8 protein-coding genes are annotated in these 12,922 nt (G+C 59.0%); 7 read left to right on the forward strand and 1 reads right to left on the reverse strand.

Annotated elements, in window-relative coordinates; genetic code table 11:
- Positions 1 to 84: 84 nt before the first annotated feature.
- Together hrpA and ACJO5Y_RS04210 are read left to right on the forward strand one after the other, a co-directional pair.
- Entirely contained in the window at positions 85 to 4,029 is a 3,945-nt protein-coding gene (gene hrpA, locus ACJO5Y_RS04205; RefSeq protein WP_406985175.1) for an ATP-dependent RNA helicase HrpA, read from the forward strand.
- Between the two features lie 101 nt (positions 4,030 to 4,130).
- On the forward strand, positions 4,131 to 5,252 hold the full coding sequence (locus ACJO5Y_RS04210; RefSeq protein WP_406985176.1) for a beta-ketoacyl-ACP synthase III: 1,122 nt from the start codon (positions 4,131 to 4,133) through the stop codon (positions 5,250 to 5,252).
- Between the two features lie 13 nt (positions 5,253 to 5,265).
- Here the strand turns inward: ACJO5Y_RS04210 and ACJO5Y_RS04215 are convergent, their stop codons facing one another.
- On the reverse strand, positions 5,266 to 5,673 hold the full coding sequence (locus ACJO5Y_RS04215) for an acyl-CoA thioesterase (protein WP_406985177.1): 408 nt from the start codon (positions 5,671 to 5,673) through the stop codon (positions 5,266 to 5,268).
- A 92-nt stretch (positions 5,674 to 5,765) separates the two neighbouring features.
- Here ACJO5Y_RS04215 and ACJO5Y_RS04220 point away from each other — a divergent pair, with 92 nt between their 5' ends.
- The 5 genes from ACJO5Y_RS04220 to dinG all read left to right on the forward strand — a co-directional run bounded on the left by ACJO5Y_RS04220 (position 5,766) and on the right by dinG (position 12,832).
- Positions 5,766 to 6,551 (forward strand): MlaA family lipoprotein, encoded by a 786-nt coding sequence (locus ACJO5Y_RS04220; protein WP_406985178.1) that lies wholly within the window; start codon positions 5,766 to 5,768, stop codon positions 6,549 to 6,551.
- 5 nt (positions 6,552 to 6,556) lie between these two features.
- Positions 6,557 to 8,044: a DUF3336 domain-containing protein gene (locus ACJO5Y_RS04225; protein ID WP_406985179.1), complete on the forward strand. Its 1,488-nt coding sequence runs from the start codon at positions 6,557 to 6,559 to the stop codon at positions 8,042 to 8,044.
- 113 nt (positions 8,045 to 8,157) lie between these two features.
- Positions 8,158 to 9,873: an ExeA family protein gene (locus tag ACJO5Y_RS04230; RefSeq protein WP_406985180.1), complete on the forward strand. Its 1,716-nt coding sequence runs from the start codon at positions 8,158 to 8,160 to the stop codon at positions 9,871 to 9,873.
- A complete protein-coding gene (locus ACJO5Y_RS04235) occupies positions 9,873 to 10,640 on the forward strand; it encodes a general secretion pathway protein GspB (RefSeq protein WP_406985181.1) in 768 nt (255 codons plus the stop codon). The genes ACJO5Y_RS04230 and ACJO5Y_RS04235 overlap by 1 nt, the downstream gene beginning before the upstream one ends.
- Positions 10,640 to 12,832 (forward strand): ATP-dependent DNA helicase DinG, encoded by a 2,193-nt coding sequence (gene dinG / locus ACJO5Y_RS04240; protein WP_406985182.1) that lies wholly within the window; start codon positions 10,640 to 10,642, stop codon positions 12,830 to 12,832. The genes ACJO5Y_RS04235 and dinG overlap by 1 nt, the downstream gene beginning before the upstream one ends.
- Positions 12,833 to 12,922 lie beyond the last annotated feature (90 nt).

Consider the following 12,922-nt stretch of genomic DNA (forward strand, 5'->3'; position numbering starts at 1 on the left):
TTTTTTCGTTTAACAGGCAGGCAGTTCCCGTTAGACTGGCGCCAATTTCCTTTTGATCTCTCTCGACACTGGTGAATCCTGTTCATGTCCCGGACCCCGTCGCAATCAGCATCTGCCACACCGGATAAGGCTTCCACTCCGGACAGCAAGGCTGTGGTCAAAGCCATCATGGAGCAACTGGACGCCTGCAATCAGCAGGAGGCCGCCCGCATCCACAAGCTGTTGGCGCGGAAGAAGGGGAAGCCAGGGCAAAAAGACCTGGAGAAAATGGCGGGCTGGCTTGATCGTGGGCTGGCGCGGGTGCAGCAACGCCAGGCGCTGCACAAGCCCGCGACCTTTCCGCCGGACCTGCCGGTGTCGGATCGGGTGGATGACATCCGTGACGCGATTGAAAAACACCAGGTGGTGATCATTGCCGGTGAAACCGGCTCAGGCAAGACCACCCAGATCCCCAAGATCTGTATGAACAGCGGCCGGGGCATCCGTGGGCTGATCGGCCACACCCAGCCGCGGCGACTTGCGGCACGCAGTGTGGCCGGGCGCATTGCCGAGGAGCTGGGGGAGCAGACCGGTCAGCAGGTGGGTTATCAGGTTCGCTTTACCGATAACACCTCCGAGCAATCCCGGGTCAAGGTGATGACCGATGGCATCCTGCTGGCGGAAGTCCAGCATGACCGCTTCCTTGATCGTTACGACACCCTGATTATCGATGAAGCCCATGAGCGCAGTCTCAACATCGATTTCCTGTTGGGTTACCTGCGCCAATTGCTGCCCAAGCGGCCCGACCTGAAAGTGATCATCACCTCGGCAACCATTGAGGTTGAGCGCTTCAGTCATTTCTTTGGTGACGCGCCTGTCATTGAGGTCAGCGGTCGTACCTATCCTGTGGATGTTCGATACCGCCCCCTGACCGGCGATGAGGATGACCGCGACCAGAGCTGGACGGACGGGGTGATCAGCGCTATCGGGGAAATTGAGCAGCACGAACGGCAGGAGAAGAAACCTCCGGGCGATGTTCTGGTATTCCTGCCGGGTGAGCGGGAGATCCGCAACCTGAGCAAGGTGTTGCGCCACGTGGATCTGAAGCACACTGAGGTGTTGCCGCTGTATTCCCGTCTGAGCAACCAGGAGCAGAATCGCGTCTTCCAGGGGCACCGGGGCCGGCGCATTGTGTTGTCCACCAACGTGGCGGAAACGTCGCTGACGGTACCCGGGATTCGTTACGTCATCGACACCGGCGTGGCGCGCATCAGCCGCTACAGTGTGCGCTCCAAGATTCAGCGCCTGCCGGTTGAACCCGTCTCCCAGGCCAGTGCCAACCAGCGGGCAGGGCGCTGCGGCCGGGTGGCGCCGGGTATCTGTTTCCGTTTGTACGATGAAACGGATTATATCAATCGCCCGGAATACACCGATCCGGAGATTCTTCGCACCAACCTGGCCTCTGTCATTCTGCAAATGGCGACGTCCGGCCTCGGGGAAATTCGTCATTTCCCGTTTCTGGAGGCGCCGGACCGCCGGTTGATCAATGACGGCTATAAGCTGTTGGAAGAATTGGGCGCTGTCGATGACAAGCGTCAGGTGACCCGCCTTGGTCGCACCATGTCACGGTTGCCGCTGGACCCCCGGCTGGCGCGAATGCTGGTGACCGCCGCGGAGTTGGGGAGCCTGGCGGAAACGCTGGTGATCATCGCCGGCCTGAGCATCCAGGATCCCCGCGAACGCCCGCAGGAAAAACAGCAGGCTGCAGACCAGGCCCACGCGCCGTTTAATGATAAGGAGTCAGACTTTGCCAGCCTGCTCAACCTGTGGAATTTCTATGAGGAACAGCGGCAGGAGTTGTCCCAGAATCAGCTCAAGAAGGTTTGCCAGAAAACCTTCCTGTCCTGGATGCGCATGCGCGAGTGGCGGGATATCCACCGTCAGCTCACCCTGATTTGCCGCGAACAGAAACTGGCTTTCAACACGGAACCCGCATCTTATGATTCCCTGCACAAAGCCATTCTGGCGGGCCTGTTGGGGCAGGTCGCGGTCAAGGTGGAAAAGCGCGAGTACCTGGCCACGCGCAACCGCAAGGTGACCCTGTTCCCCGGCTCCAAGGTGTCCAAAAGTGCCCCCAAATGGATCGTGGCGGCAGAAATAGTCGAAACCAGCCGTGTCTTCGCCCGCATGGTGGCCGCCATACAGCCGGAATGGATCGAGCCCCTGGCAGGGCATGTGGTGAAGCACCATTATTTTGAGCCCCACTGGGAGCAGAAGCGTGCACAGGTCATGGGCTATGAAAAAGTCACCCTGTACGGCCTGGATGTGGTGCCGCGCCGGCGTATCCCTTACAGCAAGGTAAACCCGAAGGAATGTCGGGAGCTGTTTATCCGGCGCGCACTGGTGGAAGGTGATTACCGCTCCCGGGCCCCGTTCATCGAGCGTAACCGGGCATTGCTGGATACGGTCGAGAATCTGGAGAAGAAAACCCGGCGTCGTGACCTGCTGGTGGATGACGAAGCCCTGGTGGCGTTCTACGACCAGCGTCTGCCGGAGGACATAGTCAGCGGTCGCCACTTTGAAACCTGGTGGAAGGGGCTCAGTGCTGACGAGCTGAAAAACATGGAGCTCACCGAGCAGGACATCCTCCAGCGTCCGGTGGACGAGCAGGCGGACTCGTTGTACCCGGATTATCTCGAGTGGGAAGGTGTGCAGTATCCCCTGAGTTACGAATTTGAGCCCACGAGTGAGCGGGACGGTGTCACCCTGCAGGTGCCGCTGATGGCGCTGAAGCAGATTCCGTCACGCAGACTGGAGTGGCTGGTGCCAGGACTGCTACGGGAGAAATGCATCGCCCTCGTCAAAGGACTTCCCAAGTCGCTGCGTCGGAATTTTGTGCCGGTCCCGGATTTCGTGGACGCCGCCCTGGAGAATATGCAGGCGTCCAATCAACCCCTGGCGATCCAGTTGGGTGAGCAGTTGCGGCGAATGACCGGAGTGCGGATTGATCCGGAGGCCTGGCCGGAAGACGAGCTGCCCCGACACCTGCGGATGAACGTCCGGGTAATGGGGGACGGCGATAAGGTGATGGCCGAAGGGCGGGAAACCTCGGTGCTGCAGGACCAGCTTGAAGGCAAGGCCGAGGCGGCCCTGGCCTCCGCTGCCCAGACACCTGACGACTCCCAGTCGGAGCAGGAGTATGTCGATTGGGATTTCGGGTCGCTCCCGAATTCAGTCCAGACCGAAAAAGGCGGTATGCAGGTGACGGTCTACCCGGCGCTGGAAGACCTTGGTAAAGCCGTGAAACAGGCCCGCTACCTGGACCCGCTGACCGCAGAGGATGCTACCCGCAAGGCGGTCGCCCGGCTGATGCTTAACCGGTTCGGCAACACCCTGGATGATCTGGAGCGGAAGCTACCGTACTTCAAGGGTTCAGCGTTAATGTTTGCGCCGGTGGGGCAGGCCAGGGTATTGCTGGATGACCTGTTGGTGGCAACGGCCATGGAACACTTTCTGTCGGACCGTTTGCCCCGTGACCGGCAACAGTTCGAAGCTATCTTCGACGGCGGGCGGGGGGATTTCATCCCGGCCCTGGAGCAGGCGGACGAGCGGCTCCACCAGGCGATGAAGGGCTACCATGCTGTGGCCAAACAGCTGAAAGGCAAGATCAGCCTGGCGCAGGCGAACAGTATGGCGGACCTGAAATTCCAGCTTCAGAACCTGGTCTATCCGGGCTTTCTGGTCGCCACCCCGACCCAGTGGCTGGAACAGTTTGGCCGCTACTTCGAAGCCGCGTCTGTCCGTTTCGAGAAAATGCCGCGGGAAATGGGGCGTGAGCGGGAGTTTCTTCATACGATCGAGCCGCTCTGGTCGCGCTACGCCAGTAAACAGGCAGAGCAGCAGCGCCAGGGTGTACGGGATCCGGAACTGGTGCTGTATCGATGGATGCTGGAAGAGTACCGGGTGTCTTTCTTTGCCCAGCAATTGGGCACGGTCATGCCGGTGTCTGTTAAACGGCTGGACCGCCAGTGGGAGAAGACTCGGGTCTGAGACCTTCGTCGGCGCGAGCAAATTATCAGGACTGTGTTACTATTTGGCGCATAAGCGGAACGTTCTTTCATTTGTTTTCACTACCATGACGTGGGGTTAGCGTGATTAAAGCCGTCATCAGCGGAACCGGTCTGTATACACCGCCTGCAACCATCGACAACGACGAACTGGTGGAGGCATTCAACGCCTTCGTTGAGATCCATAATGGCCAGCATGCCGACGAGATCGCCCGTGGCGAACTGGAAGCTCTGCAGCCTTCTTCCTCAAGCTTCATTGAAAAGGCATCCGGTATTAAACGTCGTCACGTGATCGACAAGACCGGGATTCTTGATCCGGAGCGTATGGCGCCGTACATCCCCGAACGTGGGAATGATGAGCCGTCCGTGCAGTGTGATATGTCGGTGGCGGCCTGCAAGGAAGCCCTGGAGCAGGCCGGAAAGACGGCGGCGGACGTGGATGCGGTGATCGTTGCCTGTTCCAACATGCAGCGCCCATACCCGGCGATCTCTGTCGAAGTGCAGGCCGCTCTGGGTATTGAAGGCTTTGCCTATGACATGAACGTGGCGTGCAGTTCAGCAACCTTTGGCCTGCAGGCGGCGGTCAATTCCGTGGAAAACGGCAGCGCCCGTGCGGTGCTGGTGGTCAGCCCGGAAATCTGTTCCGGCCACCTGAATTTCCGTGACCGCGACAGCCACTTCATTTTTGGCGACGCCTGCACCGCGATCTTGGTGGAGCGAGAGGAAAATACAGCTTCAGGGCAGGGGTTCGAAGTTATGGGCACCAGTCTCAAGACCAAGTTCTCCAACAACATCCGCAATAACTTTGGTTTCCTGAACCGGGGCGATGAGTCTGGCATTGGCAAGCCGGACAAGCTGTTCGTACAGCAGGGTCGGAAGGTGTTCAAGGAAGTGTCCCCGCTGGTTGCGGAAACGATCCTGAACCAGCTCAAGGGGCTGTCACTGGCGGCAGATGACCTGCGTCGCATGTGGCTTCACCAGGCCAACTTGAACATGAACCAGTTGATTGCCCGCAAGGTGCTGGGTCGCGATGCCGATACCGATGAGGCGCCGGTGATTCTTGATGAATACGCCAATACCAGTTCCGCCGGTTCCATCATTGCTTTCCACAAACACAAGGATGACCTGGAATCCGGTGACCTGGGCGTGATCTGCTCCTTCGGGGCCGGTTACTCCATCGGCAGCGTAGTGGTACGCCGCCGATAGCCCCTGCTGATATCTATTCTGCTGCCAGGGCCCTGAGTGTGTCCGGCAGCCGGGTGGATGAGCGGTTTACGCGGTCGAACCAGACAATCTTGGCGTAACCTTCTGCGTACAACTCACCCGTGTCGGCATCCGTCAGGGTATGGTAAGTATCCAGACTGGTATTGCCGGCTTTGTCGGCGTATGTTTTCACCACAACGGTGGCCGGGTGGTTCAGCTCTTTCAGAAAGGTGGCGCTGGTCTTTATAATGATTGGCCCCTCGGCTGCCTCGGGTCCGCCTAATTCAAGGGATCTCAGCCATACGATCCGGGCTTCCTCGAAGAAGCGAAAATAGACCGTATTGTTGGCGTGGCCGTATGCGTCCATATCTCCCCAACGAAGGGGGACGGACAAGGTGTTGACTAGATTTCCCGGTACTGACATCGGGTTCCTCCGAACCTGAGAGCGAATAAAAAGAAAAACAGAGCCGGTATTTTCGACGAACTGAAACGGATTTAACAACCTCAGGCTCAAAAATGACAGATTATTTTTCCCGGTGCCGGGCACTTGTCATAGTGCTGGCCGCTCTTGTCGGATTCATGGGGGGTGCTGCGCACGTGGCCGCCCAGAACGTGCAGGAACCCGCCCCCGAGATGTCCGGGCCGGTTAATGAAAGTGATCCTTATGAAAACTGGAATCGCAAGGTCTATACCTTCAATGAGACCATCGATAACTGGTTTTTGAGGCCGGTAGCCAAGACGTACCGTACGGTGATGCCAGGGTTCGCCGACCGGGCTGTGACCAATTTCTTCAATAACCTCTCCGAAGTCCGTAATTTCGCAAACAGTCTGTTCCAGCTCAAGGGCGAGGCCGCTGTTGTGGCGGCTGGCCGGTTCACCTACAACACGGTATTCGGGTTGGGAGGGCTGATTGACGTCGCTACTGCTTTCGATCTTCCGGAACGTCCGGAGGATTTCGGTCAGACCCTGGGTTATTGGGGGGTTGAGTCCGGTCCATACCTGATGCTGCCACTCCTGGGGCCATCCAACCCCAGGGATTTAGTCGGGCTCGGCACTGACTTTTGGGTTATTCCGTCCGCCTGGGACGCCGTGGAGGAACCGGAGGTTTACTTCGCCAGGGCCCTGCAGATTGTCGATAAACGAGCCGATCTCATCCCGGCGGAGGGTTTTATGTCCGGGGACGGCTATACTTTCGTCAGGAACGCGTATCTGCAACGGAGGGAATACCTGATCAACGATGGTAAAACCACGTCTGATCCGTTTGCAGAGGAAGATGATGATCTGATGCTGGAAGATTTTTGATCGCAATGACCGATGATCGCATTCGCAAGTTTCGAAAGATGCTGGCGGAGGCGCCCAATTATGAAGTTTGGAAAGCCGCTGCCCTGGAACTCGATTTCCTCGAAGGAAATGTGGAGTGGAAAGAGGAGTTTGTTTCTGACCTCTATCACTATGAGCTGATCTACGATCGGCTCAGCAACCTTCGCCAGTATCGACAGCAGAACGATTTCGAGCGTTTGAAACGAGCGTTGCGGGAAGGTCTTCACCACGACCTCGGCAACATGGGCAACGCTGCCCTCTACAGCCGTTCCCGCGTTGGCACCAAGCACCTGGTGGAGGAATACATCACCCAGGTCTGTGAAGCGCTGGATTTCCTCTGTGATCACCCGGTGCCCGGTTTCCCGGTGGCTGAGAAACTGCAGTTCTTCCGGGATACCCTGACCAGCTACGGTCGTCCGACGCTGTTGCTGAGCGGCGGGGCGACGTTGGGTATGTTCCATTTTGGTGTGATCAAGGCGTTGTGGGAGAAAGGGTTGCTGCCCCAGGTGATTGCGGGGTCCAGTATCGGTGCGATTATTGCCGGAATACTGGGTGTTCACACCGATGCGGAAATCCCCGAAATGCTGGTGCCGGAGAATCACAACCTGAAAGCCTGGAAATGGCGCGGACTGATCAGTGCGATGCAGGGTGACGGACTGATGGACCAGGATCAGTTGAAGGCCTGCCTGCGGGCAAACATTGGCGAGTATACGTTTGAGGAGGCGTTCCAGCGTACGGGGCGCTCGATCAACGTCAGCGTATCGCCGGTACAGGCGCATCAGAAGGCCCGCTTGCTGTGTGGCTACACCTCGCCGTACCTTCTGGTGTGGAGTGCCGCGCTGGCTAGTGCCGCTGTACCGGGAATTTACCCGCCGGTAACCCTGATGAAGAAAGACATCCATGGCAACTCGCTGCCGTACACGTCCCGGTTAAAGTTCGTGGATGGCTCGGTGGTCAGTGACCTGCCCATTGAGCGTCTGATGCATCTTTATGACGTGAACTTCACCATCGTCAGCCAGACCAATCCCCACGTGGTGCCTTTCCTGAATCGCCGCGGCCGGGACGAAAAGCTCAGCCTGTCGAATCTGCCGCTGCATCTGCTCAAGTCCGAGATTCAGTTTCACGGTCAGGGCCTGTTTGATTATCTCCGCAAGCGGGTTCGTCCCGAGATCATGCGGCAGGTTTCCGGCCAGCTCTATACCATCATGGCTCAGCGTTACTCCGGTGATGTGACCATTGCAGCTTCCTACCGCTTGCGGGATTACCGGCGTATGCTGGCGAATCCGGAGCCGGAATACGTGCGGGAGATGATCCTGGCGGGTGAGCGGGCAACCTGGCCGAAAATCTCGATGATCCGTTCCCACGCACGAATTTCCAAAACCCTTGAGCGATGCATCCGGCGGCTGAAACATCAGCAAAAACGGGCAAACGCCGGGCTCAAACTGGTAAGCAATGCAGATTCCGGTGGCTCCTGAGATGACATCTCCCGGAACCGGGCGGTATGATACCGCGATGGCCGGGAAGCCTGTTGGGGAGAACCTTCCCAATGACTTCTGCAAGCTCCGCTTGAGCACCTGACTGGACTCTCATGTATTACGATTTCTTCGGTTTTCGGGAACCCCCGTTTTCGATTGCTCCGGACCCCCGCTACCTGTATCTGAGCGAGCGTCACAAAGAAGCGCTGGCCCACCTCATGTACGGGATCCAGGGGCAGGGTGGCTTTATTGTGATTACCGGTGAGGTGGGAACGGGGAAAACCACGGTAAGCCGCTGTTTTATCGAGAACGTACCGGACAACGTCGACATTGCCCTGATTCTCAATCCACGGCTGTCCGCGAGGGAACTGTTGTCGTCCATCTGTGATGAACTGGAAATTCCCCACCCGGTGGGATCCAGCATCAAGAAACTGGTAGACCTGATCAATGCGGATCTGCTCAAGGCTCATGGGGCAGGGCGGCACAAGGTGTTGATGATTGATGAGGCGCAGAACCTGTCTGCCGATGTACTGGAGCAGTTGCGCCTTCTCACCAACCTGGAAACCGCTGAAAAAAAGCTGCTGCAGATTGTGCTGCTTGGGCAGCCTGAGCTCCAGGAGTTACTGGCGCGGCCCGAGCTGCGCCAGCTTAACCAGCGGGTGACCGCACGCTACCACCTGGATGCCCTTGGGCGTGACGAACTGCCCGGTTATCTGCGGTATCGTCTTGGCGTCGCAGGTTTGCGGGCTGACATTTTCAGCCCGGGGGCGATCAAGAAGCTGTTCAAAGCCAGTGACGGTATACCCCGGCTGATCAATCTGATCAGTGATCGTGCATTGTTGGGCGCTTATGCCGAAGGCGAGCACGTGATCACGGCCGCCCATATCCGCACGGCGGCAAAAGAAGTGAATGGCGGCCATGCTCCCGCTGCCCGCCCGATGACGGCGGGCACCAACAAGCCCCGCTATCTCGCCCTGGCCGCGTCCATTCTTGTTGCGGTTGTTGGTACCGCCTGGCTTTTCGAACGTTGGCAGGTGGATGCGGATGATTCTACGGAACAGGCGTCGGTAGAAGCGGATGTCGATACCAGTGATCCCGTCGGCGGAAGGGTTGAGCGCATTGAGCAGGAAACCCCACCGGCGCCTGTCGATCCGGAGCGTTCGTCAGAGACGGAGTCTGAACCGGAACCGGCGTTGGATTTCGGGTTCGAGTCTCACTCACAGTCCCGGGCCGGTGCTTTCCGTGATCTGTTTGAACTTTGGGGAAGAGAGTATGAGCCCGCGGACAATCCCGACCCTTGCATCTACGCACGGATCCGGGGGCTGTCCTGCCTGGCGCGGCAGGGTGCGCGCAGAAGTCTGGAAGTTCTGAACCGGCCGGCCGTGCTTGAGCTTCGTAACAATGAGGGGCAGCGCCGGTATGTGACGATCCGGCACCTTGAAGGCGACCAGGTTGTTCTGGCCATGGCCGGGAATTCCAGGGTGGTGGCCTTTGACTCCATTGAGCCTTACTGGTTTGGTGACTTTACCGTGTTATGGCAACTACCGCCTTACATGGATGATAGTGAGGACAGCACCGACAGTGATACCGAGCAACTCTGGCTCAGCTCCCGAATGATGGAGTTGGCAGACCTGCACGCCGACGGGCGCCAGGAAAGCGACCAGGTCAAGCGCATGGAAACCCGCGAGCAGGTACGCTGGTACCAGCAGCAGAAAGGGCTGACGGTTGATGGTATCGCAGGCGCCATGACGGTTATCCAGATAAACAATGACCTGAACGAATCCGGACCAAGACTGTCGCCAACGGATCTGGCACGGAGGGATGACTGATGTCCTATATTCTGGATGCTCTCCGGAAATCCGAAACCGAGCGTCGCCAGGGAAAGATTCCGGACCTGGGCCAGCAGGTCCAGTTGATCCACAAGCCCCGCAAAAAAACGGTGCCCGCCGCAGTGTGGGTGGCTGTCGCACTGATTATTAATGCTATCGTGCTGGCGGTGATCTTCTGGCCCGGGGGTGCGCCCGCCACCGATGAGAGTGCTGGGACGAGTGCTGGGACGAGTGCCGGAAACAGTGCCGGGAACAGTGCCGATGTGTCAGCCACCGCGCCGGAAGCAGCAGCCAGGGAGCCGGTGGCCCCGGTTCAGCCACAACAGGATGGAAACCAGACGTCATCTCCAGAATCGGATACGGCCAGGACCGAACCGGCCGGTGAGGCCGTAGAGGAGCCAATGGACGCTCTCGCCGAAAGCGGTGAGGCGGAGCCCCGCCTTCGGCCAACGGTGATCGTACCCAACCGGACAGAGACGAACAGCGTTCCGGCGCTGCCTGAACAGGAACCGACGGGGCGCGTGCCTCACCTGGTCGAACTCCCTTTGCCATTTCAGAAGAGTATTCCCGATTTGATTTTCAACAGCCATATCTACTCGTCCGATCCTTCCGCCCGGCGGGTAATGATCAACAACCAGTACATGAGGACCGGTGACAGCTTTTCCGGTATTCGCGTCGAACGCATTACCGAGGAAGGTGTGGTGCTGAGCAAGAATGGCCGCCAGTTCCGGGTGGGTGTGGTCCGCGACTGGGTGAGCCCGCGCTGATGGCCCTGACCGACGAAACCAAACAGCAGATTCAGCAGACCTACCGGGATGTCCTGGCGGGAAAGGACATTCGGGCCCGCTATGGACAGCGGCTGATGATCGCGGAAATTGCCCGCTATATGGGCGATATCACCGATAACGACGGCCAGCGTACGTCGCCGCCGTCGGCCTGCGTTGTGGAGGCGGGCACCGGTACCGGCAAGACCCTGGCGTACCTGATTGCGGCGATTCCCGTCGCCAAGGCGCTGGGCAAGACGCTGGTGATTTCCACGGCCACCGTGGCGCTGCAGGACCAGATCGTCCACAAGGACCTGCCGGATCTCAGGAAACATAGCAAGCAGGATTTCAGCTGGACCCTGGCCAAGGGGCGCGGGCGCTATCTCTGCATGTCCCGGCTTGAGGCCCGCCTCCATGACGAGGGTAACGGCGACAGCGATACCATGCCGCTGTTCCTGCTGGATGGACCCGGCAGCGAGGAGCCCGGAACCCGCGCCTTCTTCGAGGATATGCTGGCCAGCTACGGCTCCCGGACCTGGGACGGCGACCGTGATCACTGGCCCGATCAGATTCCCGATGACATCTGGCGACAGGTCACCACCGATCACCGGCAGTGTACCAACCGCCACTGCAGCTACTTCGACAGCTGCGCGTTCTTTGACGCTCGCAAAGACCTGGACGACGCCGACATTGTTGTGGCCAACCACGACCTTGTCCTGGCGGATCTGGCCCTTGGCGGCGGAGCGATTCTGCCGGAGCCGGAGAACGCGCTGTTCATTTTCGACGAGGCCCATCACCTCCCGGACAAGGCGCTGAACCATTTCGCCGCGTCCGTACCGCTGAACGCGACGCGCCAGTGGCTGAAACAACTGTCCCAGGCCATGGGAAAAATGCAGCCGTTCCTGGCGCCATCGACCCTGGCCGCAAAAACCATTGATCGGGTCAGTGAGGCGTCGCGGGGGGTTGATATGGCTCTGACCGACGTCTACAACGAGGCGGAGCAGAATACCGGCTGGGAATTCAGTGAAGAACGCCGTTCAGCACAGTGGCGATACCCGGACGGAGAGTTACCGGAAGCCCTGGCGGCGCTGGCTGCCGATGCCAGAATTGCGACCGCCAACCTGGTGCGACAGCTGGGCGTTCTGGTGGATGAGCTCCAGAAAGCGTTTGATGAGCGCAAGGAGCACGATGTGGACCGGGAAACGGCGGAATCCTGGTACCCGGTCATTGGTTCGTTTCATGCCAGATCCGAGGATCAGCTTCGGCTGTGGGTAGCCTGGTGTGAGACCACCGGGGCCAGGCCGGCTGACAGCGACGAGGCCGACGGGGAAGAGATTCAGGTAAAACCGAAATCAAAAAGCCCGCCTGCGGCACGATGGGCCATTCGCCAGCGCTGGGACCATGCCGAGGACATTACCCTGTATAGCAGTCCGGTACTGGCCGACAACCTGCTGTATTCCAGGCTCTGGTCCCGTGCTTATGGCGCTGTGCTGACCAGCGCCACATTGACGGCGCTTGGGCGTTTTGACCGTTTGCAGGCGCGGGCAGGGTTGCCGGAAGCCAGCCGCTTCCTGGTGGTTCCCAGTTCCTTCCGCTACGCCGAAATGGCCACGGTAGAGGTACCCGCCATGACGGCGATGCCAACCGATGACGCCTTCACCGATGCCCTGGTGTCACGCCTGCCGGATCTTTGGGTGGGTGAGAAGGCCACACTGGTACTGTTCACCGCCCGCCGCCAGATGCAGCTCGTTCGCGATGCCCTGGCGCCGGAATACCCGGACCTGATCATCACCCAGGACGACATGGCCAAGGGCGAGGTATTAAGGCAGCATTGCAGCCGCGTGGATGAAGGGCGCCCCAGTGTGCTGTTCGGGGTGGCCAGTTTTGCTGAAGGTATCGATTTGCCCGGTAAATACCTCGGCCATGTGATCATCACCCGCCTGCCATTTTCCGTACCGGACGATCCGATCGAGGCGAGTCTGGCGGAATGGGTTTCCCAGCGGGGCGGAAACCCGTTTATGGAAATTACCGTTCCGGATGCTTCCATCAAACTGGTCCAGGCTGTCGGGCGGTTGCTGAGGACCGAGCAGGATACCGGCCGGGTCACCATCCTTGACCGGCGAATCGTTGCCCGCCGCTATGGACAGTTACTGCTGGATGCTTTGCCGCCCTTTCGCCGTATCATCGAACAGTGAGCCATAAAAAAAGAGCCATCCCGTTTGGGAATGGCTCTTGTCAAAAGGGGTTCTGAATCGAACCCGGGCGTCGAAAACAACGCGGAACAA

The organism is Marinobacter alkalisoli, assembly GCF_045449855.1.
Lineage (GTDB): Bacteria > Pseudomonadota > Gammaproteobacteria > Pseudomonadales > Oleiphilaceae > Marinobacter.